Raw genomic sequence first — 25,752 nt, forward strand, 5'->3', positions numbered from 1 at the left:
CATATCTGGCGTTGACTTTTGGCACGCTGTTGAGTTCTCAAGGAACGGACGCTTCCTTTGGACTCCCTCTCGGGCTTCCTCCGGGCGCTTCCCTTCGGTGTTTCACACTCTATCAGGCCTTTTCGGGCTTTCGAACCGCCGCTTTTCTGCAAGCATGCAGAAGCGCTCAATTCTTGAGTCGCGATCAAGACGCTGAGGAGTGCCGCCCACCTCGACCGGGCCGCAGTTGATTGCGGCTGGTTGTCCGGGGCAGGTCTCAGACAGTACAGCTCTGGTGTGGGCGAGGCAAATCGATTCAGCGGGACTCGCGGGGTGCAACCGGCCTCTGTCATGCGGAAGCGTCGATTCTTATGACTTACGCTCTGAACGGTGCGCCGTCCAGGACAGGTAGTGACGGCGGCCTGATGAATCTCCACCCCTGGGAGGCTTCCCATGACCACCGTGACGTCCCCGCTCGCAGGACGCGCCATCGGACTCGCGGCAGTGCCCGATCCGGTGTTCTCCGGAGCGATGGTGGGACCCGGTACCGCCATCGACCCCGTCCGTGAGCCGTCGGCCGCCGTCTCCCCCGTGGACGGTGTCGTCGTGTCACTGCACCCGCACGCCTTCGTCGTCGTGGACCCCGAGGGCCACGGCGTGCTCACGCACCTCGGTATCGACACCGTTCAGCTCAACGGCGAGGGCTTCGAGCTGCTCGTGAACAAGGGCGACAACGTGACCCGCGGTCAGGAGATCGTGCGCTGGGACCCCGCCGCGGTCGAGGAGGCCGGCAAGTCCCCGGTGTGCCCGGTCGTCGCCCTGGAAGCCACCGCCGACGCGCTCGGCGAGGTGCGCGAGGACGGCGATATGAAGGCCGGCGACCAGCTCTTCTCCTGGCGGTAGGCCGGGCGCCGTCGCGGACGGCAGGTACGACATTCATCGCGACGGCCCGGGCCGTCGCATCACAACCGGAGACGGGTGCAATGGAGACAACGCTGCGGGGCGTCGGGGTGAGCCACGGTGTGGCCATAGGCGAGGTGCGGCACATGGGCACGGCGGTGCTGGAGCCGCCGGCCAAGCAGATCCCGGCGGAGGAGGCGGAGCGCGAACAGGGGCGCGCCCGCCAGGCCGTCGAGGCTGTGGCCGCCGACCTGATAGCGCGCGGGAACCTGGCCGGTGGTGAGGCACAGGCCGTGCTGGAGGCCCAGGCGCTGATGGCGCAGGACCCGGAGCTGATGGCGGACGTCGAGCGGCGGGTCGCCGTGGGCAGCACCGCCGAGCGTGCGGTCTACGACGCGTTCGCGGCCTACCGGGCGCTGCTCGCCGGCGCCGGTGAGTACCTGGCGGGGCGGGTCGCGGACCTTGATGACGTGCGCAATCGGATCGTGGCACGGCTGCTGGGCGTGCCGATGCCGGGTGTGCCGGACAGTGATGAGCCGTATGTGCTGATCGCGCGGGATCTGGCGCCGGCGGACACCGCGCTGCTGGACCCGTCGCTGGTGCTCGGTTTCGTGACCGAGGAGGGCGGGCCGACCAGTCACAGTGCGATTCTCGCGCGGGCGCTGGGGGTGCCGGCCGTGGTCGCGCTGCCGGGTGCGGGTGAGCTGGTCGAGGGCACGGTGATCGCCGTCGACGGCAGCACCGGGGAGATCTTCGTGGAGCCGAGCCCCGCGAAGCGGGCGGAGCTGGAGCGAGCCGCTGCGGAGCGGAAGGCGGCGCTGGCCGCGTCGTCCGGTCCGGGCGCCACCTCCGACGGGCACAAGGTGCCGCTGCTGGCGAACGTCGGTGGCCCAGGTGATGTGGCCGCCGCGGTCGAGGCCGGTGCGGAGGGCGTCGGGCTCTTCCGTACGGAGTTCCTGTTCCTGGACGACAGCAAGCAGGCGCCGTCCGAGGAGAAGCAGGTCGAGGCGTACCGGCAGGTGCTGGAGGCCTTCCCGGAGGGGCGCGTGGTCGTGCGCGTGCTGGACGCCGGTGCCGACAAGCCGCTGGACTTCCTGACGCCGGCCGACGAGCCGAACCCGGCGCTGGGCGTGCGGGGTCTGCGCACCCTGCTCGACCACCCCGAGGTGCTGCGGACGCAGCTCTCCGCGCTGGCGAAGGCCGCCGAGGGGCTGCCGGTCTACCTCGAGGTCATGGCGCCGATGGTGGCGGACCGGACCGACGCCAAGGCGTTCGCGGATGCCTGCCGTGCGGCGGGGCTGCGGGCGAAGTTCGGGGCGATGGTGGAGATTCCGTCGGCGGCTCTGCGGGCGCGGTCGATCCTGCAGGAGGTGGAGTTCCTTTCGCTGGGGACCAATGACCTGGCGCAGTACACCTTCGCGGCGGACCGTCAGGTGGGCGCGGTGTCGCGGCTGCAGGATCCGTGGCAGCCGGCGCTGCTGGATCTGGTGGCGCTGTCGGCCGAGGCCGCGAAGGCCGAGGGCAAGAGCTGTGGTGTCTGTGGTGAGGCGGCCTCGGATCCGCTGCTGGCGTGTGTGCTGACGGGGCTCGGTGTCACCAGCCTTTCGATGGGTGCGGCGTCGATTCCTTATGTACGGGCGACGCTGGCCAAGCACACTCTGGCGCAGTGCGAGCGTGCGGCGGCCGCGGCGCGTGCGGCCGACACCGCCGAAGACGCGCGGGCGGCCGCGCAGGCGGTGCTCTCCGGGGAGTGAGGCCGTGCGGCGCACGGCGCCGCACGGGCCTGACGGCCGTCCCGCCCTTGTGGCGGGGCGGCCGTTCTTTGTGTTCCGGTGCCCCGGGGCCGGTCAGGGGTGGCAGGGGTGGTCGGGCGGGGGTGTCACCGGCAGGCCGGGGGCGTAGCTGACGCCTGGTTCGGGTGGGACGGGCTCGCCGCTGTCGGCGTCGGTGCAGTAGGCGGTGAAGACCTCGCCGGCGCTGAGGGCGTGCGGCCAGGCGTCGCGCAGGGACCAGCCGCGGACCGTGTCACGGGGTGTGGCGCCGGGTGTGTCGCGGGGTGCGCCATGGGCCGGGTGGGTGGCCGGGTCGCCGGTGGTGTGGTCGGCGGGGTCGGGTGTGCTGCGGGAGACGATGCCGCCGGGGGTGCGCAGGGCGAGGCCGGCGGCGAGGACCGTGCAGAAGATCAGGGCTTCGTGTTCGTCGAGCTGGGGGCGGGCGCCGGGGCGGCAGCCGGCGTGCAGGACGGCGAGCAGGGGTGGATCGCCTGCGGCGATGGAGCAGACGAGGTGGTGGCTGCCGTCGCCGAGGGCGTCGAGGAGGCCTTGGACGGCCTGGCCGGCGCGGGTGAAGGCGGCGTGGGCGAGGTCGGTACCGCAGGTCTCGCAGCGGCCGGCGCGGGTGAGCAGGGCGGTGGCGTGGTCCCAGGTCGCCTGGCGGTCGGCCTCGGCGGCGAGTAACGGGAGGAGCTGGGTCAGCGGCTCGCCCTCGTAGGTGACGGTGGCGCCGGTGCGGGCCACTTCGGCGGTGTAGCGGCTGCGGCTGTCGGGCCGGTCGGGGTCCAGGGAGCGGTCGGCGCAGTACTGCGCGTAGGCGGCCGGGTCGAAGAGGCCGACGGTGGTGAGCACGCCCTGGGCGGCGAGGGTGCGCAGCAGGGTCTCCATCTGGCGGAGGTAGCCGGCGTGGTCGTCGAACGGGAAGCTGGTGTACCGCCGCATGGCGGTGAAGTCGCGCTCGTCGGCGAGGACGGCGGCGGCGCTGGGCATTTCGCGGCGCAGGCTGCGGCGGGCGGCGGCCGGGTCGGTGGGCCGGGATGTGGTGGTCATGGTTCCCCCTCGGTGGTGTCGGTTGCGGAGTGGTCGCCGGGCCGTGCGGGTGCGCGGCCCGGCGTTCACTCGTCACCGAGAGTAATCGGGGGGTCTGACAACGGCGTCCGGCACCGGGCCCGGGTCAGCGGTTCCGGTTCCGGCGCCGGCCCGGGGTGCTACTGGGCGCGGTCGCGGGCCACCTGCTCGTAGAAGTGGAGGAGTTCGAGGTTGTCGACCGAGCCGGGGTTGACGGCCTTGTCGAGCGGGGTGCCCTGGAGGAGGCGTTTGACGGGGACCTCGATGCGCTTGCCGGTGAGGGTGTGCGGGACGCCGGGGGCCTCGATGATGTCGTCGGGGACGTGGCGCGGGGAGAGCTGTTCGCGGATGGTGCGCTTGATGCGGTCGCGGAGCGCGTCGTCGAGGGTGCTGCCCGGGGCGAGGTGGACGAAGAGCGGCATCCAGTAGCCGCCGTCGGGGAGTTCCAGGCCGATGACGAGGGATTCGCGGATCTCGGGGAGGCGTTCGACGGCTTCGTAGATGTCGGCGGAGCCCATCCGGACGCCCTGGCGGTTGAGGGTGGAGTCGGAGCGTCCGTGGATGATGACGCTGCCGCGGGAGGTGACGGTGATCCAGTCGCCGTGCCGCCAGACGCCGGGGTACATGTCGAAGTAGCTGTCGTGGTAGCGGATGCCGTCGGGGTCGTTCCAGAAGCGGGTGGGCATGGACGGCATGGGGTTGGTGACGACGAGTTCGCCGACCTCGTCGATGACGGGCTTGCCCTGCGGGTCCCAGGCCTGCAGGTCGGTGCCGAGGCAGGGGGCCTGGAGTTCGCCGATGTGGACCGGGAGGGTGGGGACGGCGCCGGCGAAGCAGCTGCAGACGTCGGTGCCGCCGCTGACGGAGGCGGTCCACAGGTCGGCGCCGCTCTCCGCGAAGGAGTCGTGCAGCCAGCGGAAGCCGTCCGGGGGGAGCGGGGAGCCGGTGGTGGCGACGCAGGTGACGGCGGAGAGGTCGAGGTCGCGGGCAGGGTGGATGCCGGCCTTGCGGCAGGCCATGACGTACGCGGCGGAGGTGCCGAAGACGGTGGCGCGGGTGGCCTCGGCGACCCGCCACTGGGCGGCGATGTCGGGGTGTCCGGGGCTCCCGTCGTAGAGGACGATCGTGGCGCCGACCAGGAGGCCGGCGACGAGGAAGTTCCACATCATCCAGCCGGTGGAGGTGTACCAGAAGAACCGGTCGTCGGGGCCGAGGTCGCAGTGCAGGCCGGTCTGCTTGAGGTGTTCGAGGAGGATGCCGCCCTGGGACTGGACGATGGCCTTGGGCAGGCCGGTGGTGCCGGAGGAGTACAGCACCCAGAGGGGGTGGTCGAAGGGGACCTGTTCGTAGACCGGTTCGGTGTCGTTTCCGGTCAGGTCCGACCAGTTGAGGGCGCCTTCGGGCGCGGGGGTGCCGAGCAGGGGGATGTGGACGACGGCGCGCAGGGTGGGGAGTTCGGCGCGGAGTTCGGTGACGGTGTCGCGGCGGTCGTGTTCCTTGCCGCCGTAGCGGTAACCGTCGACGGTGAACAGGACGACCGGTTCGATCTGCTGGAAGCGGTCCAGGACGCTGCGGGCGCCGAAGTCGGGGGCGCAGGACGTCCAGACGCCGCCGACCGCCGCGGTGGCGAGCAGGGCGACGACGGCCTCCGGGACGTTGGGGAGGTAGCCGCTGACGCGGTCGCCGGGGCGGACGCCGAGGCGGCGGAGTTCGGCGGCCAGGGAGCCGACCTGGGCGCGCAGCCGCCGCCAGGTGACCGGGGTCGGTTCGTGGCTCTCGTCGACGTACAGCAGCGCGGGCTGGTCGGCGCGGGCCGGGTCCTCGCCGGCGCGCAGGGCGTGTTCGGCGTAGTTGAGGGTGGCGCCGGGGAACCAGCGGGCGCCGGGCATCGCGCGGTCGGCGAGCACGGTCTCGTAGGGCGTGGCGAAGCGGACGTCGAACCAGGCGGCGACGGCGCGCCAGAAGGCGGGGAGGTCGTCGACGGACCAGCGGTGCAGGTCGGCGTAGCTCGTGGCGGGGTCGCCCGGGGTGGGGGCGGGGGCGCCGTGGTGGGTGGCGGCCCAGGTGTGGAAGCGGGTGACCTGTGCGCCGGCGATCCGGTCCGGGCCGGGCTGCCAGAGGGGTTCCGGCCGGTGGGCGGAGTGCGGTGCAGTGGTCATGAGGCGGCTCCCGGGTGGTACGCGGCGTATGCGCCGGGCGCGCACCATGGTGGGGGTCTCCCGGCCTGACGTGTGCGCGTGACACGGCTTGTCTGGACGATGCCATGTGATCGTCTTGTGCACCAGGGCCGACCGCCCATATTCGGGGGGTGGGGGATGTGGTGTGCCTACGTGGCCGGGGCGGCGCGGGCGGATTCCGGCCACGGGCCGCCCCACCCCGGGCCTCGGCGTGGCCGAGCGTGACCCCGTGCAGGTGAACGGCAGTTGAACGATGCCCGCCCGCCCGGGCGTCAATGGCAGGCTGACCGGCATGGACGGGCGTGATCTGGTGCGATCGGTACGGGTGGTCAGGGCGGTCGGGCCGGCGCAGGGGCTCCGCTCCGTGCGCGCGGCATGGCGGGCGCGGCGGGCGGATGCGGTGGCGTTGCCGGCCCGTGCGCCGGAGCGGGCGCGGGTGCCGGGGGCGGCCACGGGGGCGGAGCCGCAGCCGGGCGGCGGGGTGATCCATTTCGCGCGGTCGTCGCTGCGGGTGCGGGTGGCGACCGGGGGTGCGGTGTTCTGCGGCTGGGGCGGTGCCGGGCCGGAGCCGTCGTACGCGCTGGCCGGCGCGTGTCCCGAGGTGGACGCGCGGGCGATGCTGGAGCCCGATACGGAGGGCGGCTGGCGGGTGGTGTCCGAGCGGGTGCTGGTGGCGGTGTCCCGGCACGGTGCGGTGGAGGTGCGCACGCCGGGCGGGGCGGTGCTGCGGCGGGAGCTGCCGCCGCGCTGGTGGGACCGTGCGGCGGGGCCGGACGGGGCGGGTGAGCGGGCCGGCGGGCCGGAGGGCGGCGACGGGTCGCGGTGGGTGCAGCGGTCCGAGGTGGCGGCCGATGCGCGGTTCTTCGGGCTGGGCGGCCGGGCGCACGGGCCGCGGTTGCGGGACGGTTCCTACCGGTTGTGGAACACCGATCCGGGCGGCGCGTTCGTGCCGGGTGACGATCCGCTGTCGCTGACGATGCCGGTGCAGTTGGTGGTGGCGGACGCGGGAACACATCTGGTTTTTCATGACAATTCGTGGGACGGCCGGGTGCTGCTGCGCGAGGGTGCGGAGGGTGCCGGTTCCGGGCACGACCGGCCGGGCACGTGTGAGCTGCGGATGGACGGCGGGCCGCTGCGCTACTGGGTGCTGGCCGGGACGCCGGCCCGGGTGCTGCAGATGTGGACGGCGCTGACGGGTGCGCCCGCCCTGCCGCCCCGGTGGGCGCTGGGGTACCAGCACGCCCGCTGGGGGTTCGGCGGCCAGGACGAGGTGCGCCGGATCGTGGCCGGCTACAAGGAGCGGGAGCTTCCGCTGACGGCCGTCCATCTGGACATCGACCACTTCGACCGGCACCGGGTCTTCACCGTGGACCGTGCGCGCTATCCCGATCTGCCGGGCCTGGCACGGGAGTTGCGGGCCGACGGGGTGCGGCTGGTGTCGATCGTGGACCCGGCGGTGAAGGCGGAGCCGGGGGACGCGGTCTACGAGGGCGGGGCGGCGGCCGATGCCTTCGTACGGGACGCGCGGGGGCGGGAGGTGCGCGGGGTGGTGTGGCCGGGTGAGTCGGTGTACCCGGATTTCACCGATGCGCGGGTGCGCAAGTGGTGGGGTGCGCTGTACGCGGAGCGGCTGGCGCAGGGGTTCTCGGGGTTCTGGCACGACATGAACGAGCCGGTGTCGTTCGCGCCCTTCGGGGAGCAGACGCTGCCGCGTTCGGCGCGGCACGCGCTGGAGGGCCGGGGCGGGGACCACCGGGAGGCGCACAACGTCTACGGGCTGGCGATGGCCCGGGCGGGTTTCGAGGGCCTGTGTGAACTGCGGCCGGACGAGCGGCCGTTCCTGTTCTCGCGGGCCGGCTGGGCGGGGCTCCAGAGGTACGGGGGCACCTGGTCGGGGGATGTCGCGACGGGGTGGGAGGGGCTGCGGGCCTCGCTGTCGCTCGTCCTGGGGCTGGGGCTGTGCGGGGTGCCGTACAGCGGTCCGGACGTCGGCGGGTTCTCCGGGGTGCCGTCGCCGGAGCTGTATGTGCGCTGGTTCCAACTGGGCGCCTACCTCCCGCTGTTCCGGACGCATTCGGCGGTGTGGGCGGGCCGCCGGGAGCCGTGGGAGTTCGGCATAGCCGCGCTCGGGCATGCCCGGGCGGCGCTGCGGGAGCGGCAGCGGTTGCTGCCGTACTTCGTGACGCTGGGCCAGTTGGCGCGGCTGGCGGGGGCACCGTATGTGCGCCCGGTGTGGTGGAGTTCGCCGCGGGACCGGGCGCTGCGGGACTGCGGGGACGCGTTCTTGCTGGGGGACGCGCTGCTGGTGGCGCCGGTGCTGCAGGCGGGGGTGACCCGGCGGGCGGTGCGGCTGCCGCGCGGGCGGTGGTACGACACCGCGACCGGGCGGGCGTACGAGGGGCCCGGGCAGGTGTGGGTGGACGCGCCGCTGTCGCGGATCCCGGTGCTGGCGCGGGCGGGGGCGGTGCTTCCGGTGGCGGACGGGGACGGGGGGACGGAGCTTGAGGTGTGGGCCCCGGTGGCCGGCCGGGAGGGCGGCGGGCTGGTGGTTCCGGACGCCGGGGACGGCTGGCAACGGCCGACGGTGGAGCGCTTCGTGACGCGGCGGGAGGTGGACGGCCGGGTGTTCGTGGAGCGGCGGGACGGGGGCGCGGTGGGCTATCGCGTACGGGTGCGGGGGCTGGCGGAGGAGGTGCCGGCGGGGGCGGACGGGTGACTCGGGAGGCCGGCCGCCGCCCCGGGCCCGCGGGCCGGTGATCGGGGTCTTCCGCCGGGCCGCCGCGCCTGATAGACGGGGGCCATGCCGAGACCGATACTCGCTGCCGCGCTGCGCGGCGCCGCCACCGTCGCCGCTGCCGCCGCCCTGCTGGCCGTCACCGCGCTCTCCCCCGCCGCGGCGGTCCCGACCACCCGGCCCGCCCCGCCGTCGGCGCGGGCCCACGACCCCAAGGCGCCCGAGGAGTTCGTCGCCCTGCGGGACGTGGATCCCACCATCCTCCAGGAGATGCGCTACGCCACCCCGCACACCTTCATGGGCGTCCCGGTGACCGGCTACCGGGCGCCGATCTGCCTGCTGACCAGGGACGCGGCGCGGGCGCTGCACCGGGCGCAGCGCTCGTTCCTGCGCCGTGGCTACTCCCTCAAGGTGTACGACTGCTACCGGCCGCAGCGCGCCGTGAACCACTTCGTGGCGTGGGCGGAGGACCTCGGTGACCAGCGGATGAAGGGCGAGTTCTATCCGCGGGTCGACAAGTCGACGCTGTTCCGGGACGGCTACATCGCCGAGAAGTCCGGGCACAGCCGGGGCAGTACCGTCGATCTGACGCTGGTGCGGCTGCCCGCGCTGCCCACCCGGCCGTATGTGCCGGGTGAGCCGCTGACGCCCTGTTACGGGCCGCGGGAGGCCCGCTTCCCGGACAACTCGCTGGACATGGGGACCGGGTTCGACTGCTTCGACACCCTGGCGCACACCCTCGACCCGCGGATCGCGAGCGTGCAGCGGGCGAACCGGCTGCTGCTCAAGGACGGCCTGGAGCGGGCCGGGTTCGTCAACTATGCGGCGGAGTGGTGGCATTACACCTTCACCCCGGAGACGTTCCCGGACACCTACTTCGACTTCCCGGTGTCCCGCCGGTCGCTGACCGGGCACCGGCCGCGTGGCTGACCCGGCGGGGCGTGCCCGGGTGGGGTGCTCTCGGGTGGGGTGCTCTCGGGTTGGGTGTCTTCAGGAAGCGTCCCGGCCCGGGCGCAGCAACGCCGGGTGCAGCAGGGCGGCGCCGCCCGCCCGGTAGAGGCGGGCGCGCGGGCCGCCGCGGGCTCCCCCGCGGGCCGCGGTGGCGCCGGTGGGCTCGACGAAGCCGGGGACGGAGAGCACCTTGCGGTGGAAGTTGCCGGCGTGCAGCGGGCTGCCCCAGACGGACTCGTAGACGCCGCGGAGTTCGGCGACGGTGAATTCCTCACCGAGGAAGGCGGTGGCCAGCGGGGTGTACTCGATCTTGGCGCGGGCGCGGTCCAGGCCGTCGGCCACGATCCGGGCGTGGTCGAAGGCGAGCGGCAGCGGGGCCGGTGCGTCCGGGCCCGGCGCGGTGCCGTCCGGGGTCCGGGGCACGGAATCACCCCCGTCGATCCCGTGCCCCGGGCCCTGCTGTGAGGGACGCGGGCGGGCCGCGTCCGGTTCGCCGGAGGTCCCCGCCGTACGGTCCCGGTCCTCGGCCGTGCTCCCCCGGGCCGGCGTCCGGTCCGTACGGCCGTCCTGGTGTGCGCCGAGGGCGAGCCGGGAGACCGGGATCCAGGCCGCGGCGGTCGCGTCGCCGCCGCCCCGGGCCTCGGGGAGGTCGGGGGCGAAGGCGAGGTAGGCGACCGTGACGACCGGCATCCGCGGGTCGCGGGCCGGCTCGCCGTAGGAGCCGAGCTGTTCGAGGTGGACGCGTTCCAGGTGGGCGGCGTCCAGGCCGGTCTCCTCGGCGAGTTCGCGGGCCGCGGCGGCGTCGAGGGACTCCTGGCCGGCGCGGACGAAGCCGCCGGGCAGGGCCCAGGTGCCGCGGAAGGGGCGGCCGCCGCGCTCGACGAGCAGGACGTGCAGCGCGCCGCCGCGCAGGGTGAGGGCGACGATGTCGACGGTCACGGCGATCGCGGGGAAGCCCCGGGGGTCGTAGGCGGCGAGGAAGGCGCTGTCGTCGCCGTCGGCGCCAACTCCCTTGCCGCGCCGTTCCGTTCCGGTCACGACCGTCACCTCCCCCGGCAGTTGTTCTCACCCTGAGTCTTTCTCGGGGCGAGAACAACATAGCGACCGGGCGTGGCACGGTCCAGCCCGTTCTCGCCGTCCGTGCCGCGCCGGGTCCGCCGGGGGCGGCCCGCCCGCGTATCGCGCCCGGTCGAACGCGGTGTGTGGGTCGCGGGGCAGCCGTCCGTACGCTCCGGAAGGATGCGTGAACAGTGCGTTAATCACACCTCGCGGTGGGTCGCGGAGGGGCATGCTGCTGCCCGTGCCTGCGTGGACGGACCAGCTTCGCTTCGCCTTCCAGCCCGTGGTGAACCTCTCGACCGGTTCGGTCGCGGCGATGGAGATACTCGCCCGCCCCGAACCGGGTGCGGCCGACGTCCTGACGTCCGCGCGGCGCTGTCCGGACCTGGACGCCGAACTGGCCGCGCTCGCAGTCCGGGCGGCGTCGCACCAGGAGACGCTGCTGCCGCTGCACGTCAACGTCTTCGCCGGCACGGTCGCCGAGCTGCCCCGGCTGACGTCGCTGACCAAGGCGGTGCACGAGGTGGGCCGGCGCCCGTGGGAGGTCACCCTGGACATCGGCGGGCCGTTCCTCCACTTCCCGGGCGCGGCGCTGCTGGAGTCGGTGGCGGGCCTGCGTGACGAGGGCTTCCGGATCTGTGCGGACGGGGTCGGCGACGGCGATCTGCCGCTGCGGCTGCTCGGCGCGCTCGCACCGGACCTGGTCAAGCTCGATCGGTCGCTGTGCGCGGGGCTCGACGCCGACCGGGGCCGGCAGGCCGTGGTGGCCGCGATGCGGGAGCTGTGCGAGCGGATCGGCGGGCTGCTGGCCATCGAGGGGGTGGAGACCGAACGGCAGTACGCGGCGGTCCGGGACGCCGGGGTGCAGCTGGCGCAGGGCCATCTGTTCGCCCCGCCGGCCCGGCGGCCGGCCACCGACGTGTACCTGCCGCCGCCGGTGTCCCCGGTGGTGAGCGGGCCGGCCGCGGCGACGTACCACCCGCCGTCGGGGCCGCCGGTGGCGCAGTTCCTGCAGCCGGCCGCGCTGCTGCCGATGACGGCGTCGGCGGGCGCGGTGCGCAGCCACCTCACCGGTTTCCCCGAGGTGTCGGGGGTGCTGCTGGTGGACACCGACGGGGTGCCGGTCCGGGCGATCGACCGGGACCGGTTCCTGCTGTCGCTGTCCGGGCGGTACGGGCATGCGCTGTACGCGGACCGGCCGGCGCTGCGGCTGGCGGACCGGCCGCGGACGGTCGGTGCGGACGCCACCGCCTGGCAGGTGCTCGACGTGATCGCGGAGGGCGACCGGGCGCGTACCGGGGACGACGTGGCGGTGGTGGACGAGCGGGGCCGGTGCATGGGCGTGGTGCATCTCGCCGACATCCTGCGGGCGTTGGCGGAGAGCCGGGTGGAGGAGGCGGCCCGGCTCAATCCGCTGACCCGGCTGCCCGGTTCCGACGAGGTCAACGCGGAGGTGGACCGGCGGATCGCCGAAGGGCGGGCGTTCGCGCTGAGCTGGCTGGACGTGGACGGATTCAAGCAGGTCAACGACGGTGCGGGGTTCGCGGCGGGCGATGAACTGATCCGCTCGGTGGGGCGGACGCTGGCCGGGGTCGCGGCGGACGAGCCGTCCTGCCGGGTGGGCCACATCGGCGGTGACGACTTCCTGGTGCTGACCGAGCCGGACGGGCTGGGGCCCTTCGCGGCCGCGCTGCTGGACGTGGCCTGGCAGGCGGGCGGCCGGCCGGTGACGCTGTCGCTCGCGACGGTGGTGTGCCCGCCCGGCAGCGTCGGCGGGCACCACGAGGCCGCGGCGTCGCTCGCCCCGCTGAAGAAGGAGGCCAAGGCGCTGCCGGGGGCGAGCTGGGTGGTGGGCCGGCCGGGTTCGGCGCGCACGGAGGTGCGCCGGGGGGCGGTGGCCCGAGTGCCGGATCCGGCCGGGCCGGAGGGGCTGCGGGCGCGGGGCTGACGGCGGCCGGGCAGCACGGCACAGGCCCGCCGTCCGCGGTCAACGGCCGCTGCTGCGGGCGACCTTGACGCTCCCTCAGCCCGGGTGAACACTTCCCCGTGCCAAGTCGGCAGCGCCGCACTCCGGCGCCCCGGCCGGGTGGCAGCGGCTGCCCGCTGCCCGCCGGTGGCACGCACCCGACCGCGGAGGACCGGGGGACGCCCCCGGGCCAGGGACAAGGAGCCGCCATGTATACCAATGGGGACATCGTCGTCGGTGAAGTGATCGGTACCGCGATCCTGATTCTCTTCGGCGCGGGGGTGTGCGCCGCGGTCACCCTGCACCACTCCAAGGCGCGGGCCGCCGGCTGGGTCGTGATCGCCTTCGGCTGGGGCCTGGGCGTGCTGGCCGGGGCGTACACCGCGGCGCCGCTGTCCGGCGGGCACCTCAACCCGGCGGTGACGGTCGGCTCGGCGGTCGCGGGCGGCACGCCGTGGTCGAAGGTGCCGGTGTACGTGCTGGCGCAGATGGTGGGCGCGGCGATCGGGGCGGTGCTGGCGTGGGCGCTGTACTACGCCCAGTTCGCCGCGAACGCCGAGGGGGACAAGGCGCAGCCGACGCTGGGGATATTCTCCACCGCCCCGGAGATCCGCAAGCCGGCGGCGAACCTCGTCACCGAGGTCATCGCCACCGTCGGGCTGGTCCTGCCGCTGCTGTTCTTCGGCCAGAACAAGGGCATCGGGATCGGCCAGGTGCCCGGCGAGCGGGCCGGGGTCTACGGCTCGGGCATCAACGTGCTGCTGGTCGCGCTGCTGGTGGTCGGGATCGGGCTGTCGCTGGGCGGGCCGACCGGTTACGCCATCAATCCGGCCCGGGACCTCGCTCCGCGGGTGGTGCACGCCCTGCTGCCGATCGCCAACAAGGGGTCGTCGGACTGGGGTTACGCCTGGATCCCGGTGGCCGGGCCGCTGATCGGCGCGGTGCTCTCCGGACTGGTCTACCAGGCGGCATTCTGACCGGTGCGGCCGCACGAAGGCGGGCGCACCACGGGTGCGACCCGGGTACCCACTCGGAGCCAGGAGGCCTGACGGCATGAACCAGCACACCGAGAAGTACGTCGCCGCGATCGATCAGGGCACCACGTCGAGCCGCTGCATCATCTTCGACCACGACGGGTCGATCGTCGCCGTGGACCAGCGCGAGCACCGGCAGATCTTCCCCCGGCCCGGCTGGGTGGAGCACGACGCGACGGAGATCTGGACGAAGGTGCAGGCCGTGGTGGCGGGCGCGCTCACCAAGGCGGGGCTGCGTGCCGACCAGCTCAGCGCGCTGGGCATCACCAACCAGCGGGAGACCACCGTGCTGTGGGACCGGGCCACCGGCCGGCCGGTGCACCACGCGATCGTCTGGCAGGACACCCGGACCTCGCAGCTGTGCGCGGAACTGGGCGGCACGGACGGCCAGGACCGGTTCCGCGAGGCCACCGGCCTGCCGCTGGCGAGTTACTTCTCCGGACCGAAGGCGGCCTGGCTGCTGGACGAGGTGCCGGGCCTGCGGGCGCGTGCCGAGCGCGGCGAGATCGCGTTCGGCACCATCGACTCCTGGCTGATCTGGAACCTGACCGGCGGCATCGACGGCGGGGTGCACGTCACGGACGTGACCAACGCGGGCCGCACGATGCTGATGAACCTCGCGACCCTGCAGTGGGACCCGGCGATCCTCTCGGCGATGAACGTGCCCGCCGCGATGCTGCCGGAGATCCGCTCGTCGGCGGAGGTGTACGGCTCCGCGGTGGGCCAGCTCCAGGGGGTGCCGGTGGCGTCCGCGCTGGGCGACCAGCAGGCGGCGATCTTCGGGCAGACCTGTTACGGCGTCGGCGAGGCCAAGAACACCTACGGCACGGGTTCGTTCCTGCTGCTGAACACCGGCAACCGCCCGGTGGCGTCGAAGAGCGGGCTGCTGACGACCATGGGCTACCAGCTGGGCGGTGAGGACCCGGTCTACTGCCTGGAGGGCTCCATCGCCATCACGGGTGCGCTGGTGCAGTGGTTCCGCGACCAGCTCGGCATCATCTCCTCGGCCGAGGAGATCGAGCAGCTGGCGGCGAGCGTGCCGGACAACGGCGGGGCGTACATCGTGCCGGCGTTCTCCGGTCTCTTCGCGCCGTATTGGCGCTCCGACGCCCGCGGGGTGATCACGGGTCTGACCGGTTACGTCACCAAGGCGCATCTGGCCCGTGCCGTTCTGGAGGCGACCAGCTGGCAGACCCGGGAGGTGGTGGACACGATGTTCCAGGACTCCGGGGTGCGGATCACCCAGCTGAAGGTGGACGGCGGGATGACCGCCAACAAGCTGCTGATGCAGCATCAGGCGGACGTGTTGGGCGTCCCGGTGATCCGGCCGGTGATCTCGGAGACCACCTGTCTGGGCGCGGCCTACGCGGCGGGCCTGGCCACCGGTGTCTGGCAGGACCTGGACGAGCTGCGCAGCCACTGGAAGCGCGACACGGAGTGGGTACCGCGGATGGACGGTGCGGTCCGGGACCGCGAGTACGCCAACTGGCGGCGGGCGGTGGAGCGGAGCTTCGGCTGGCTGACCGAGGACGGCTCGGCCGCCTCGTAGCGGCGGGCGGCGGACGTACGGCCCGGACCCCGGACGGCGGGGTGCGGGCCGTACCCCTGCGCGGGTGGTCCCCGGTCAGCGCAGTGCGGGCTCCCGGCGCCGGCCGCCGGTCCGCATCGCGTGCTCGACGACGGCGATCAGCACGTCCCTGGCCGAGTCCCGCTCCCGGGCGTCGCAGAGCATCACCGGCACGTCGGGGTCGAGGTCCAGGGCGTCGCGGACCACCTCGGGCGGGTAGCGGTCGGCGCCGTCGAAGCAGTTCACGGCCACGGTGAAGGGCAGTCCGCGGCGCTCGAAGTAGTCGATCGCGGCGAAGCTGTCGGCGAGCCGGCGGGTGTCGGCGAGGACCACCGCGCCCAGCGCACCGCGGGCGAGCTCGTCCCAGAGGAACCAGAAGCGGTCCTGTCCGGGGGTGCCGAAGAGGTAGAGGACCAGTTGGTCGTTGACGGTGATCCGCCCGAAGTCCATGGCGACGGTGGTGGTGCTCTTGGTCTCCACCCCGTGGAGGTCGTCGACCGGACGGCCCGCCTCGGTCAGCCGCTCCTCGGTGCGCAGCGGTTTGATCTCGCTGACGGCGCCCACCAGCGTGGTCTTGCCGACCCCGAAGCCGCCGGCCACCAGGATCTTGAGCGTCACCGGATCGGCGGCGACGGTCTGCTGACGACGGTCGGAACGCCCGAAGACCATGGGTATCTTCTCCTGTATTTCCGGGTGTGCGGGCGGTGCTCACGTCTGTGCCCCCGGGCGTGGTGGGGAGCGGGCAGCAGGCGCACAGGCACCGTACAACGTGCTCGGCGCGGCGCCCACTTGAGATCCGTCACGCTTGGGACACGGCCGCAGCTGCGGCCGTTCAGCGCGGGGCGAGGGTCTGGGGCCGGTCGAGGAGGCCCAGCAGGCTCACATGGCCGGCCTCGATGAAGGCGCAGAGCTCCTCCTCGGTGCCGTGCTCGGCCATCTGCCAGGTGATGGCGGCCTCTTCGGCGAAGGCCATCCAGGCGCGGGTGGCGACCTCCAGCCGCGGGGCCGGGGGCAGGCCGAGCCGCCGCTGCCCGTCGCGGACCCGGCGGGCGAGCGTGGCGCGGGTCTCGTCGACGAGGTCGGCGACCGCGGGGTGGCTGCCCGCCGCGCCGCGTACGAGGGCGAGGTACACCTGACGGTGTTCCAGGACGTAGGCCACGAAGCCGGCGATGAAGGCGCGCATCCAGGCGACCGGCTCCAGGCCGGCGTCCGGTTCGGTCGCGGCGGTGAAGCGGTCACACGCGGCGCGGACCACGGCGCGGTAGAAGTCGCGCTTGGAGTCGAAGTAGTGGAAGAGCAGCCCGCGGGAGATGCCGGCGCGCCGGGCGACCTCGTCGGTGGACAGTTCGTCCAGGGCCCGGTCGGCGAGCATCTCCAGCCCGATGCCGACCAGTTGCTCCCGGCGCTGGTCGGGGGTGAGTCGGGTGCCTCGCTTGCCGGACATGCCCGCAGTGTACGGCGGTGCCGGGCCGGGTCCGGGCGGCCGTGGCGGCCCGGCCGGGCGTCAGGCGTGCCGGGCGAGGTGGTCGAGGATCGGGGGCGTGACGAGCCCGGGGACCTCTTCGGGGAGCCAGTGGCTGGCGCCCTCCAGGACCTCGAAGCGGTACGGGCCGTCCACCCACTCCCCCGTCGACTCGGCCGCGCCCCGGCCCAGGGCGACGTCCTCGCTGCCCCACAGGAAGAGGGTGGGCACGGCGATCCGGCCGGCCGGCACCGAGATGACGGACTCGGGGGCGCGGTACCAGTTGAGGGTGGCGGTGAGCGCGCCCGGTGCCGAGAGCCGGCGGAGGTTGCCGTCGACCAGCGCCGCGGGGACCTTGCCTCCGTAGACGGCGCGCAGCCGGGCCGCGTCGTCGGCGAGCAGGGCCACCTCGGCGGCGCCGTCGTCGCGGCGGAAGAAGCGGACGTAGTCGAGGCGGTGATGCTGCGTGGGGTCCTCGGCGGCGGCCCGGTTGAGGGCCTCCGGGTGCGGGGTGGCCAGCACGCTCAGGGACTTCAGCCGCTCGGGGTGGGCGCCGGCCAGCGCCCAGGCGACCATGCCGCCCCAGTCGTGGGAGACCAGGTGGAAGCGGCCGGCGCCCTGGGCGTCGGCGAAGGCGAGGGCGTCGGCGACCAGTTCCGGGACGGCGTAGTCCGCGATCCGGGGCGGGCGGGCGCCGGGGGCGTAGCCGCGCTGGTCGACGGCGACGGCCCGGTAGCCGGCCGCGCCGAGGGCGGGCAGCACCTCGCTCCAGGAGTCGGCGAACTCCGGCCAGCCGTGCAGCAGCAGGACGAGGTCCCCGTCGGCGGGCCCGCAGGCCAGGGCGTCATGGGTGTGCGGGCCGACCTGGATCTCCAGGCGCTCGAAGGGGGCCGGGGCGGGGGTGGCGTCGGTGGGCATGGTGGTGCCTCTCGTCCGGTGGCGGCCGGCCGCAGTGACGGCGGAGCACGGCCGCGGTGACAACGGAACAACTGATCAGGAGCCTAGCCCGCTGTTGACCATTGCTCAACAAGGCTGGGCGGTGCCCGGCCGGCCGGGCGTAGGGTGAGAACAGACGCGAGCCGCATGCGGAGCGGAGTGCGCGATGAACCGACGCCGCGGCACCGAACCGTCGCCCGAGGAACTGCTGGAACTCCTCGGCCGGCTCACCAGCAGGTCATGGAACGGATCAAGCTCCAGCAGGCACGGGTGGCACTGGCCGTGGAACTGCAGCGGCACATGCTCCCGCCGGAGCTCCCGGGCCTTCCGGGGCTGACCACCGCCGCCCGTTACGTCCCGGCCCGGACCGGGCTGGACATCGGCGGGGACTGGTACGACGCCTTCGCCCTGCCGGACGGCTCGCTCGGCTTCGTCATCGGCGACGTCCAGGGCCACGACGTGGAGGCCGCCGCCTTCATGGGCCAGGTCCGCACCGGCCTGCGCGCCGTCGCGGGCGCCACCACCGACCCCGGCGACGTCCTGGAGCGGGCCAACGACCTGCTGCTGTCGATGAGTTCCGACCTCCTCACGACCTGTACCTTCCTGCGGTTCGAGCCGGCGTGCGGCGAGCTCGCCGGCGCCCGGGCCGGGCATCTGCCGGCGGTCTGGGGCACCGCCGCCGGTACGGAGGTGCTCACCGACCCGGGCGGGCTGCCGCTGGGGGTCTTCCCCGACCAGCGCTACCCCGTCACCCGCCGCCGGCTGGACCGGGCCGGGGCGTTCGTCCTGCTCACCGACGGGGTGGTGGAGGGGCCGAGCTTCCCGATCGAGCAGGGGCTGGCCCGGGTGGCCGGCATCGTCGGGGCGGCGTACGAGGCCGCGGCCGACGACCTCGCCGCCCAGGTGGTCGCGGTCGCCGATCTGACCGGGCACACCGACGACGCCGCCGTACTGGTGCTCCGTCACGACGGCGGTCCGTACGGGTAGGCGGGCGCGGTGGACGGGCGGACGCCGAGCGGACCCGGCAGCGTGGCCGGGCGGATCCTCGCCGCCACCGCGGGGCACCGGGTGCTCGCCGTGCAGATCCTGGGCACCGCCGGGGTCTACTACGGCAGTGCCCGGCTCGGTCTGCTGCAGGAACTGGTCCGCGGGCAGGTCACCCCGCTGTGGCCGCCGACCGGGATCGCCCTGACCGCGCTGCTGCTGTTCGGGCCGCGGGTGTGGCCGGGCATCGCCCTGGGCGCGTTCCTGGTCAATGTGTCGCTGGGGCCGTCGCCCCTCGTCGTGTGCGCCATCGTGGCGGGCAACACGCTCGGCCCGCTGCTCTCCCACCGGCTGCTCGGCCGGGTGGGGTTCCACACCCGGCTGGACCGGCTGCGCGACGCGGTGGCGCTGGTGGGCCTCGGCGCCCTGACCGGGATGCTGGTGAGCGCCACCGTCGGCAGCGGCGTCCTGGTCCTCTCCGGGGCGCTGACCGGCGCCCGGTTCTGGCCCGCCTGGGCGGTGTGGTGGACCGGTGACGCGATGGGGGTGCTGGTGGTCACGCCGGTGCTGCTGCTGTTGAGCACCGTCCGGTGGCCGCCCCGGGGCCGCTTTCGCCCCTACCGGTGGGTGGAGGGGGTGCTGCTCGGGGTCGGCACGTTCGCCGTCACCGAGCTCGCCGTGAGCAGCTCGATGAACCTGCTCTTCCTCGTCTCACCGTGCCTGATCTGGGCCGCGTTCCGCTTCGAGCGGGCCGGCGCAGCGCCGTGCGCGCTGCTGGTCTCCTCGGTGGCGATCGTGGCCGCCGCCCAACGCTCGGGACCGTTCGCGCACCACGACCTGTTCACGAACATGGTCACCCTGCAGGCGTTCAACGGGATCACCGCGCTGACCGCGCTGCTGCTCGCCGCGGTCGTCACCGAGCGGCACACCACCCACCGGCAGATCCAGCAGGTGGTCGCCCAGCTGACCGAGGCGCTCGCCCGGCTGGAGCCGGGCCGGCCCGGTGAGCAGTGGCCGCCGCCGCGTCACACGGACCGGGGCGACGGCGGCGGCTGACGTCCCGGCCGGTCACAGCGCCCGCAGACCGTCGATCACCTCGCGCAGCACCTGCTCGTCCGGCAGTTCGGCCGGCGGCACCGGCCGGCTGACCCGGACCAGGCCGGCGTCGAGCAGATCGCCGATCAGCACCCGGAGGACACCGACCGGCAGGTCGAGCTCGGCCGCGAGTTCGGCGACCGACAGCGGCGCGTCCCGGCACCGCTCGACGATCTCGACGTGCTCCGGAGACAGCGTCCGGTCCTCGGTCGTCTCCGCCGCGCGGCTCTCGGCGATCACCTGCGCGATCAGGTCGAGGCGCCCCTCCGCGGCGGTCCGGGTGCGCCCGCGGGTCATGGCGTACGGCCGGACGACGGGACCCGCTTCGTCGTCGAACCAGCGGGCCGCCTCCCGCTCGCGCGCCGCCCGGCCGCCCTGATCGCTCATGGTGTCACCGTCGTCTGGCTCAGCTGGCCGGACCGGACCGGGGCGCGGTGCCCAGGTGCGTACCCACGCGCTTGACCAGCAGGGTCATCTCGTAGGCGATCAGCCCGACGTCGGAGTCCGCGTCGGCCAGCACGGCCAGACAGCTGCCGTCGCCGGCCGCGCTGACGAACAGGAACGCCTCGTCCAGTTCGACCATGGTCTGCCGGACCCCTCCGGCGCCGAAGTGCCGGCCGACGCCCTTGGCCAGGCTGTGGAAGCCGGAGGCGACCGCGGCCAGGTGCTCGCCGTCCTCCCGCGTGAGGTCCTTCGAGGCGCCGGTGGCGAGCCCGTCGCTGGAGAGGACGAGCGCCTTGCGGATCGCGCCGACCCGCTCGACCAGGTCGTCCAGGAGCCAGTTCAGCTCGCCGGATCCCTTCGCCGAGCCCGGTGTGGTGAACGCTGCTGCCTGCGGTTCGGTCATGGACCGTCCCCTCCCGATGTGGTTCCTGGTGGTGCTGTGGTGCCCGCGCCGGTGCCGTCCTGCGTGGCGCCGTCCGGGGCATCCGGATCTGTGGTGTCCGCGGCGGCCGGTGCACCGCCGGGGTCGTGCGCGTCCGGGGGTGTGCCGTCCGCGCGGGTCTCGTCCTCCTCACCGTTGTGGCGGCGGCCGCGCTGCCAGCCGCGCTGCAGCGAGGCCATCCGGGCGCGCACCGCCTCGGCGTCTCGGTCGTCGTCCGCGGACGGCGTGGCCGGCCGCTCCGGTCCGGGCCGGCCGCCCCCGTCGGCCTTGAGCTGCGGGGCGAGGCTGGCCTGCCGTACCCGGCGGGGCAGCCCGGTGGACGTGGTGGCGGTGCCGGGCGGCGGGTCCTCGCGGGGCGGGGCGGCGTCGTCGGTGCCTTCCGCGGATCCGTCCGCGGAGCCCCGGGCGGCGGGCCGCTCGTCCCGGTCCAGGCCCCGCCCGCGGTGCCGGTCCCGGTCCTCGGCCGTGTGCCCCGCACGCTCCCGGTCCCGGTCCCGGTCACGGTCCCGGTCACGTTCACGGTCGTCGACCGTTCGGCCGTGGTCGGAGACCAGCACCGGTGGGCGGGGGCGGCGCGGCAGCGGGGCGAGCCCGCCGCCCGGCGCCTGGTCGCGGGTCTGCTGGTGCTGCTCACCGTCGGGGACCGGCGGTACGGGGGCGATGCCGGCGCGCGGTGCGCGGTCCCGTCCCCGGCGCGGGCCGCCGAACAGGGCGTCCTCGTCGTCGAGCGGGCCGAGCTCCTCCGGTCGCAGCGGCGGTTCCAGTTCGACCGGTCCGTCGACGACGCCCCGCCCCTCCCTCGGGGGGAGCGGCACCGGCACCTGCGAGAGGGCGGCCAACTTCCCGGCCGCGTGGTCGAGTTCGTCGTCCACCGGGACGGCGGCCAGCGGTCCGGCGGCCGGCCCGCCGGCCTCCCGGCCGGCGCCCGCGTCCCCGGTCTCCGTGAGGATCGCGCCGGGCAGGAAGACCACGGCCGTGGTGCCGCCGTACGGCGAGGGCTGCAGGGTGACCCGTACGTCCTGGCGCTGGGCGAGCCGGCTGACCACGAACAGGCCGAGCCGGTCGGTGTCGGACAGCTCGAACTCGGGGGTCTCGGCGAGCCGGAGGTTGGCCTCCAGCAGCTGGTCGGGGGGCATGCCCAGACCGCGGTCGTGGATCTCCAGGGTGTAGCCGTTGGCGACCCGCTCGCCGAGCACCTGGACGGCGGTGTGCGGCGGCGAGAAGACGGTGGCGTTCTCCAGGAGTTCGGCTATCAGGTGGGTGAGGTCGGAGACGGCCGGGCCGTCCACCGCGAGCCGGGGCAGCCGGTGCACCTCGATGCGCTCGTAGTCCTCCACCTCGGCGACCGCCGCTCGCACCACGTCCATCAGCTGGATCGGTTTGCGCCACTGCCGGGAGGGCGCCGCGCCGGACAGGATGACCAGGCCCTCGGCGTGCCGCCGCATACGGGTGGTGAGGTGGTCGAGCCGGAAGAGGTCGGCGAGCTCGTCGGTGTCCTCGGTGCGCCGCTCCATGGCGTCCAGCAGCGTCAGCTGGCGGTGCAGCAACACCTGGCTGCGGCGGGCGAGGTTGACGAACACCTCGGAGACCCCGCGGCGCATCTCGGCCTGTTTGACGGCGGCCTCGATGGCGGCCCGCTGGAGGGTGTTGAGCGCCTGCCCGACCTGACCGGTTTCGTCCGGGCCGAATTCGAGCCGGGGCGCCTCGGTCTCCACGTCGACCTGTTCCCCGGCGGCCAGCCGGCGCATCACGCTCGGCAGCCGTACGCCGGACACCTCGTGGGCGGTCTTGCGCAGCCGGGTCAGGTCCCGCACGTGCCGGCGGCCGATGCGGAACGAGACGATGATCGAGACCAGCAGGGCGACGAAGCCGAGGACGCCGGCGGCGACGGCCTTGAGCACGATGCTGGTGGCGGCCGGCGCGACCCGCTCCTGGTAGCGGTCGCCGGCCTCCTTGCCCATCCTGGCGAGGTCGCCGAGCACCTTCTCGGCGGTGGTGTTCCAGCGTTCGGCGTTGACCGCGTCCGGCCCGCCCCGGTCGCCGGTGGCGATCACCCGGTCCTCGTAGGAGGTGAGTTCCCGGGCGGCGGCGGAGCGCCAGTAGTCCTCGTAGAGGCCGCGGTCCCGGGCGGGCAGCAGGGGCAGGTTGGTGCCGTAGAGGACCCGGCGCTCGGCGACCCGGTCGGACAGCTCGCGCACCTCGCGCCGGCTCATGCTGCCGGAGGCCAGCACCGCGGACATCAGGGCGTCCTCGCGGGCCAGGGCCTCGCGGGCGCGGGTGACGTTGACCAGGGCGCGGCCCTGCTTGTCCATCTCGACGTTGTCCAGGGCGTGGACCGCGGCGAGGAAGTCGTAACCGGGGTCGACCAGGGCGTCGTAGGACTCCATCGCCTCGGCGCGGGTGACGGTGTTGTCCTCGACCTGGGTGCGCAGCGAGCGGAGCGAGGACAGGCCCTTGAAGAGGGTGTTCATCCGGTCGCCGACGCCGGCGTCGAGGTCCTCGCGGACGTCACGGCCGGCGGCGTCGGCGCGCAGCCGGGCGACCAGGTCGTCGGTGACCCGGGTCCGGGCGTGCAGTTCGCTCAGGGCGGTGGCGCCGCGGCGGTCGGCGAGGTAGAGCAGGCTCTGGCGGCGCTCGTGCTGCAGGGCCTGGATGACGTCCTCGACGGGGTAGCCCAGGTTCTTCACGACGTTGCCGACGTCCAGCAGCTGGTTGGCCGAGCGGCCGGTGACATAGGTGGTGACCGCCCACATCGTCGTCAGGGACACCAGCGGTACGAGCAGCAACGCCACGATCTTCCGGCGGACCGACTTCCCGCGAAAGCGCATGGCCTCCCCTACGTCAACCCCGGCGCACGGGGGTGGTGTTCCGTCAACAAACGGCGCGAGCCTACTACTGTCGGGGGACCAACCCGAAGGGCTCTCCGGGCCCCGGCCCCGCGGCCCGCGGCAGGCTCGTCCTGAGTTGTCCGCCGATTCCCGGACAACCCGCCCGTATTTGTGCGCCGCGAGCGCACAACGGCGACGAAGGGTGTGGTGGAACGGTTGGCCGGTTTCGCTCTACCCCCGGGAACCCCGCGGTGCTTCCGTGCGTGCACCATGGGGGTGAACGGGTCCGGCGGCGGGGAATCTTCCGGTGGAACCCGGGCACGCGGCAAGGAGCGGACGCGCGGGGTGGATGCGGGGAGTGTGACGCGGTCATGGACACCGGCAGGGAGCCATTGTGGCAGGAGGAGCCGGCGGTCCGGCCCCGGATGGCGGACCCGGTGCGGACCGCCGCGGTGCGCGCCGTGATCATCGTGGCGATCACCCTGATCGGGGCCATGGTGGCGTTCCTGTGCACGCTGGCGGGGTCCTGGCTGGCGTTCCCGGCGGTGCTCGGTACGGTCGCCGGCACGGTGGTCGCCACCTGGGCGGTGCTGGACGTGTGGGTGACCCGGCAGGTCTGGGTGCAGCGGCACGGCGTGCAGTCGCAGCCGAGCAGTACGGCCCGGGAGCTGCGGCGCGAGCGGCGGCAGGAGCGCCGCCGGCAACGGCGGGAGCGGCCGGCGCCGGCGGACCGCGCGGCCGCCTGAGCGACCGCTGCGGCCCGGTCGGCAGGCGAGGCCGTCACACCACCGCTATGCCACCGCCTCTTCCCTGACCGCGGGCCGGACGTGGACCATCCCGTCGATGACGCCGACCTCGTGGGTGCGTACCGGGCGGCGGGCCGGCAGGCAGGTCGGGGCGCCGGTGCGCAGGTCGAACAGCGCAGCGTGCAGCGGGCATTCGACGAAGCAGCCCTCGACCCAGCCCTCGGAGAGCGAGGCGTCCTGGTGGCTGCAGGTGTCGTCGACGGCGTAGAAGCCGTCCTCGGTGTGGAAGACCGCGATGGCCGGGGTGGTCTCGTCGATCTCGATCCGTACGGACTCGCCCTCGGGCAGGTCCTCGATGCGGCAGACGGGAATCATCTGGCCCCCCTCGCGCTGATCGGTATCATGTGTTCTGAATAACGCATCGCAGAGCGCGATGCGCAACAGAATCCAAGGCGTGGAGCGGGCCGTCAAGGGCTTCTCGGAAGATGCCCTCGCACGGCCCCTCGGGGGCCACCGGGTGGTGAACGAAGACCCATGTCGAATACGAGCGGGACCTCGGACGACCGGTCCGAGGAGCGGCGCGGCGGGGCGGGTTCCGTCCAGTCCGTGGACCGTGCGGTGAGCGTGCTGGAGATCCTCGCCAGGCTCGGCGAGGCCGGGGTGACCGAGATCTCCGCGGAGCTGGGCGTCCACAAGTCGACCGCCTTCCGGATCCTCGGGGTGCTGGAGGGCCGCGGGCTGGTGGAGCAGGAGAAGGAGCGCGGCAAGTACTACCTCGGGTCCGGGGTGCTGCGGCTGGCCGGCGCCGCGGCGATCCGGCTGGACATCTCGCAGGAGGGCCAGCCGGTGTGCCGGGCGCTGGCCGACGACACCGGAGAGACCGCCAACATCGCGGTGCTGGACGGCGACGCCGCGGTCAACATCATGCAGGCCAGGGGCGCGGCCGCGGTCACCGCGTACAACTGGCTGGGCCGGCGCACCCCGTTGCACGCCACCGCGAGCGGCAAGGTGCTGCTGGCGCATCTGCCGCAGGAGCGCCGGGAGAGCCTGGTGACCCGCAAGCTGCCGCGCTTCACCGAGCACACGCTCACCACCGCGGCCGCCCTGCGCGGGCAGCTGACGGCCACGCTGGAGGACGGATTCGCCTGCACCGGCGAGGAGCTGGAGATCGGGCTGAACGCGGTCGCGGCGCCGGTGCGGGCCCACGACGGCGCGGTGATCGGCGCGATCGGCGTCTCCGGCCCGGCGTACCGGATGGAACGCCGACTGCTGCCGGAGCTGGCCGAACGGTCCGTGAAGGCGGCCGTCGAACTCTCCCGGCGCATGGGCTACGCGGGGTAGTGGGTCTTCCCACGTACCTGGCTTTCCCGCCGCGGTTGTTGCTCGCCGTTGCGCGCTTTGCGGCGCCGCGTACGTAGCTGGCTGTCCCGCCGCGGGGCTCGCTCGCCGTTGCGCTTTGCGGCGCCTCGTACGTACCTGTCTTTCCCGCCGCGGGGCTTGGTCGCCGTTGCGCCTGCGGCGGGCTGGGTGGGTGTCGGGTGCGGTGACGGGCCTCCGGGGCCGGTTGTGTGGACTGCTGACGCTTTACGTCCCCACAACCGGCCCCTC

General features: G+C 74.0%; 20 protein-coding genes and 1 pseudogene. 11 read left to right on the forward strand and 10 right to left on the reverse strand.

Features of this window, described 5'->3' with window-relative positions; all coding sequences use genetic code 11:
- Positions 1-432 precede the first annotated feature (432 nt).
- Positions 433-882, forward strand: a complete 450-nt coding sequence (locus IG62_RS0136580; protein ID WP_030813937.1) for a PTS sugar transporter subunit IIA — start codon at positions 433-435, stop codon at positions 880-882.
- Between the two features lie 80 nt (positions 883-962).
- Entirely contained in the window at positions 963-2,633 is a 1,671-nt protein-coding gene (gene ptsP / locus IG62_RS0136585) for a phosphoenolpyruvate--protein phosphotransferase (protein ID WP_030813938.1), read from the forward strand.
- A gap of 93 nt (positions 2,634-2,726) precedes the next feature.
- Here the strand turns inward: ptsP and IG62_RS0136590 are convergent, their stop codons facing one another.
- Both IG62_RS0136590 and IG62_RS0136595 read right to left on the reverse strand, forming a co-directional pair.
- Entirely contained in the window at positions 2,727-3,701 is a 975-nt protein-coding gene (locus tag IG62_RS0136590) for a hypothetical protein (RefSeq protein WP_030813939.1), read from the reverse strand.
- A gap of 158 nt (positions 3,702-3,859) precedes the next feature.
- A complete protein-coding gene (locus IG62_RS0136595) occupies positions 3,860-5,878 on the reverse strand; it encodes an acetoacetate--CoA ligase (protein ID WP_030813940.1) in 2,019 nt (672 codons plus the stop codon).
- 310 nt (positions 5,879-6,188) lie between these two features.
- On the opposite strand from IG62_RS0136595, the gene IG62_RS0136600 reads away from it, so the two are divergent.
- Together IG62_RS0136600 and IG62_RS0136605 are read left to right on the forward strand one after the other, a co-directional pair.
- Positions 6,189-8,612: a glycoside hydrolase family 31 protein gene (locus tag IG62_RS0136600; protein WP_037840229.1), complete on the forward strand. Its 2,424-nt coding sequence runs from the start codon at positions 6,189-6,191 to the stop codon at positions 8,610-8,612.
- 84 nt (positions 8,613-8,696) lie between these two features.
- Entirely contained in the window at positions 8,697-9,560 is an 864-nt protein-coding gene (locus IG62_RS0136605; RefSeq protein ID WP_030813946.1) for a M15 family metallopeptidase, read from the forward strand.
- A gap of 60 nt (positions 9,561-9,620) precedes the next feature.
- Here IG62_RS0136605 and IG62_RS0136610 read toward each other — a convergent pair whose 3' ends face one another.
- Entirely contained in the window at positions 9,621-10,526 is a 906-nt protein-coding gene (locus IG62_RS0136610) for an NUDIX domain-containing protein (protein ID WP_234326894.1), read from the reverse strand.
- Between the two features lie 355 nt (positions 10,527-10,881).
- Between IG62_RS0136610 and IG62_RS0136615 the strand changes: the two genes are divergently transcribed.
- The 3 genes from IG62_RS0136615 to glpK all read left to right on the forward strand — a co-directional run bounded on the left by IG62_RS0136615 (position 10,882) and on the right by glpK (position 15,189).
- Positions 10,882-12,588: a GGDEF domain-containing protein gene (locus IG62_RS0136615; protein ID WP_051799108.1), complete on the forward strand. Its 1,707-nt coding sequence runs from the start codon at positions 10,882-10,884 to the stop codon at positions 12,586-12,588.
- Positions 12,589-12,815: 227 nt separating this feature from the next.
- Positions 12,816-13,583 (forward strand): MIP/aquaporin family protein, encoded by a 768-nt coding sequence (locus tag IG62_RS0136620; RefSeq protein WP_030813955.1) that lies wholly within the window; start codon positions 12,816-12,818, stop codon positions 13,581-13,583.
- 76 nt (positions 13,584-13,659) lie between these two features.
- The gene (glpK, locus tag IG62_RS0136625) at positions 13,660-15,189 is read left to right on the forward strand and encodes a glycerol kinase GlpK (protein ID WP_030813958.1); all 1,530 of its coding nucleotides are present in this window, start codon (positions 13,660-13,662) and stop codon (positions 15,187-15,189) included.
- A 75-nt stretch (positions 15,190-15,264) separates the two neighbouring features.
- Here the strand turns inward: glpK and IG62_RS0136630 are convergent, their stop codons facing one another.
- The 3 genes from IG62_RS0136630 to IG62_RS0136640 form a co-directional block, all read right to left on the reverse strand.
- On the reverse strand, positions 15,265-15,876 hold the full coding sequence (locus IG62_RS0136630; RefSeq protein ID WP_030813961.1) for a GTP-binding protein: 612 nt from the start codon (positions 15,874-15,876) through the stop codon (positions 15,265-15,267).
- 163 nt (positions 15,877-16,039) lie between these two features.
- Entirely contained in the window at positions 16,040-16,651 is a 612-nt protein-coding gene (locus tag IG62_RS0136635) for a TetR/AcrR family transcriptional regulator (RefSeq protein ID WP_030813964.1), read from the reverse strand.
- Positions 16,652-16,711: 60 nt separating this feature from the next.
- Positions 16,712-17,587 (reverse strand): alpha/beta fold hydrolase, encoded by an 876-nt coding sequence (locus IG62_RS0136640; RefSeq protein WP_030813968.1) that lies wholly within the window; start codon positions 17,585-17,587, stop codon positions 16,712-16,714.
- A 184-nt stretch (positions 17,588-17,771) separates the two neighbouring features.
- On the opposite strand from IG62_RS0136640, the pseudogene IG62_RS42710 reads away from it, so the two are divergent.
- Together IG62_RS42710 and IG62_RS0136650 are read left to right on the forward strand one after the other, a co-directional pair.
- Positions 17,772-18,592 (forward strand): annotated as a pseudogene (locus IG62_RS42710) (PP2C family protein-serine/threonine phosphatase).
- 54 nt (positions 18,593-18,646) lie between these two features.
- On the forward strand, positions 18,647-19,645 hold the full coding sequence (locus tag IG62_RS0136650; RefSeq protein WP_037840235.1) for an MASE1 domain-containing protein: 999 nt from the start codon (positions 18,647-18,649) through the stop codon (positions 19,643-19,645).
- Between the two features lie 12 nt (positions 19,646-19,657).
- Here the strand turns inward: IG62_RS0136650 and IG62_RS0136655 are convergent, their stop codons facing one another.
- The 3 genes from IG62_RS0136655 to IG62_RS0136665 are packed head-to-tail and all read right to left on the reverse strand — an operon-like array spanning position 19,658 to position 23,398.
- Positions 19,658-20,071: a DUF742 domain-containing protein gene (locus IG62_RS0136655; protein ID WP_030813975.1), complete on the reverse strand. Its 414-nt coding sequence runs from the start codon at positions 20,069-20,071 to the stop codon at positions 19,658-19,660.
- A gap of 19 nt (positions 20,072-20,090) precedes the next feature.
- A complete protein-coding gene (locus IG62_RS0136660) occupies positions 20,091-20,531 on the reverse strand; it encodes a roadblock/LC7 domain-containing protein (protein WP_030813977.1) in 441 nt (146 codons plus the stop codon).
- The gene (locus tag IG62_RS0136665; protein WP_030813979.1) at positions 20,528-23,398 is read right to left on the reverse strand and encodes a nitrate- and nitrite sensing domain-containing protein; all 2,871 of its coding nucleotides are present in this window, start codon (positions 23,396-23,398) and stop codon (positions 20,528-20,530) included. Before IG62_RS0136665 ends, IG62_RS0136660 begins: the two co-directional genes overlap by 4 nt.
- A 263-nt stretch (positions 23,399-23,661) precedes the next feature.
- On the opposite strand from IG62_RS0136665, the gene IG62_RS0136670 reads away from it, so the two are divergent.
- Positions 23,662-24,144 carry a hypothetical protein gene (locus tag IG62_RS0136670; protein ID WP_420711163.1) on the forward strand — a complete coding sequence of 161 codons (483 nt, stop codon included), beginning with the start codon at positions 23,662-23,664 and terminating at the stop codon, positions 24,142-24,144.
- A gap of 45 nt (positions 24,145-24,189) precedes the next feature.
- Here IG62_RS0136670 and IG62_RS0136675 read toward each other — a convergent pair whose 3' ends face one another.
- A complete protein-coding gene (locus IG62_RS0136675) occupies positions 24,190-24,519 on the reverse strand; it encodes a bifunctional 3-phenylpropionate/cinnamic acid dioxygenase ferredoxin subunit (RefSeq protein WP_030813990.1) in 330 nt (109 codons plus the stop codon).
- A 159-nt stretch (positions 24,520-24,678) separates the two neighbouring features.
- Here IG62_RS0136675 and IG62_RS0136680 point away from each other — a divergent pair, with 159 nt between their 5' ends.
- Positions 24,679-25,485, forward strand: coding sequence for an IclR family transcriptional regulator (locus IG62_RS0136680; RefSeq protein WP_030813993.1), 807 nt, complete (start codon positions 24,679-24,681; stop codon positions 25,483-25,485).
- The last annotated feature ends 267 nt before the right edge of the window (positions 25,486-25,752 follow it).

This window comes from Streptomyces sp. NRRL S-337 (genome assembly GCF_000720175.1).
GTDB classification, from domain to species: Bacteria; Actinomycetota; Actinomycetes; order Streptomycetales; family Streptomycetaceae; genus Streptomyces; species Streptomyces siderophoricus.

What these genes read in the sequence shown, in the direction of transcription:
- IG62_RS0136580 (WP_030813937.1), top strand. Translation starts at nt 433, where the DNA reads ATGACCACCGTGACGTCCCCGCTCGCAGGACGCGCCATCGGACTCGCG.
- ptsP (WP_030813938.1), top strand. Translation starts at nt 963, where the DNA reads ATGGAGACAACGCTGCGGGGCGTCGGGGTGAGCCACGGTGTGGCCATA.
- IG62_RS0136590 (WP_030813939.1), bottom strand. Translation starts at nt 3,701, where the DNA reads ATGACCACCACATCCCGGCCCACCGACCCGGCCGCCGCCCGCCGCAGC.
- IG62_RS0136595 (WP_030813940.1), bottom strand. Translation starts at nt 5,878, where the DNA reads ATGACCACTGCACCGCACTCCGCCCACCGGCCGGAACCCCTCTGGCAG.
- IG62_RS0136600 (WP_037840229.1), top strand. Translation starts at nt 6,189, where the DNA reads ATGGACGGGCGTGATCTGGTGCGATCGGTACGGGTGGTCAGGGCGGTC.
- IG62_RS0136605 (WP_030813946.1), top strand. Translation starts at nt 8,697, where the DNA reads ATGCCGAGACCGATACTCGCTGCCGCGCTGCGCGGCGCCGCCACCGTC.
- IG62_RS0136620 (WP_030813955.1), top strand. Translation starts at nt 12,816, where the DNA reads ATGTATACCAATGGGGACATCGTCGTCGGTGAAGTGATCGGTACCGCG.
- glpK (WP_030813958.1), top strand. Translation starts at nt 13,660, where the DNA reads ATGAACCAGCACACCGAGAAGTACGTCGCCGCGATCGATCAGGGCACC.
- IG62_RS0136630 (WP_030813961.1), bottom strand. Translation starts at nt 15,876, where the DNA reads ATGGTCTTCGGGCGTTCCGACCGTCGTCAGCAGACCGTCGCCGCCGAT.
- IG62_RS0136635 (WP_030813964.1), bottom strand. Translation starts at nt 16,651, where the DNA reads ATGTCCGGCAAGCGAGGCACCCGACTCACCCCCGACCAGCGCCGGGAG.
- IG62_RS0136640 (WP_030813968.1), bottom strand. Translation starts at nt 17,587, where the DNA reads ATGCCCACCGACGCCACCCCCGCCCCGGCCCCCTTCGAGCGCCTGGAG.
- IG62_RS0136655 (WP_030813975.1), bottom strand. Translation starts at nt 20,071, where the DNA reads ATGAGCGATCAGGGCGGCCGGGCGGCGCGCGAGCGGGAGGCGGCCCGC.
- IG62_RS0136660 (WP_030813977.1), bottom strand. Translation starts at nt 20,531, where the DNA reads ATGACCGAACCGCAGGCAGCAGCGTTCACCACACCGGGCTCGGCGAAG.
- IG62_RS0136665 (WP_030813979.1), bottom strand. Translation starts at nt 23,398, where the DNA reads ATGCGCTTTCGCGGGAAGTCGGTCCGCCGGAAGATCGTGGCGTTGCTG.
- IG62_RS0136675 (WP_030813990.1), bottom strand. Translation starts at nt 24,519, where the DNA reads ATGATTCCCGTCTGCCGCATCGAGGACCTGCCCGAGGGCGAGTCCGTA.
- IG62_RS0136680 (WP_030813993.1), top strand. Translation starts at nt 24,679, where the DNA reads ATGTCGAATACGAGCGGGACCTCGGACGACCGGTCCGAGGAGCGGCGC.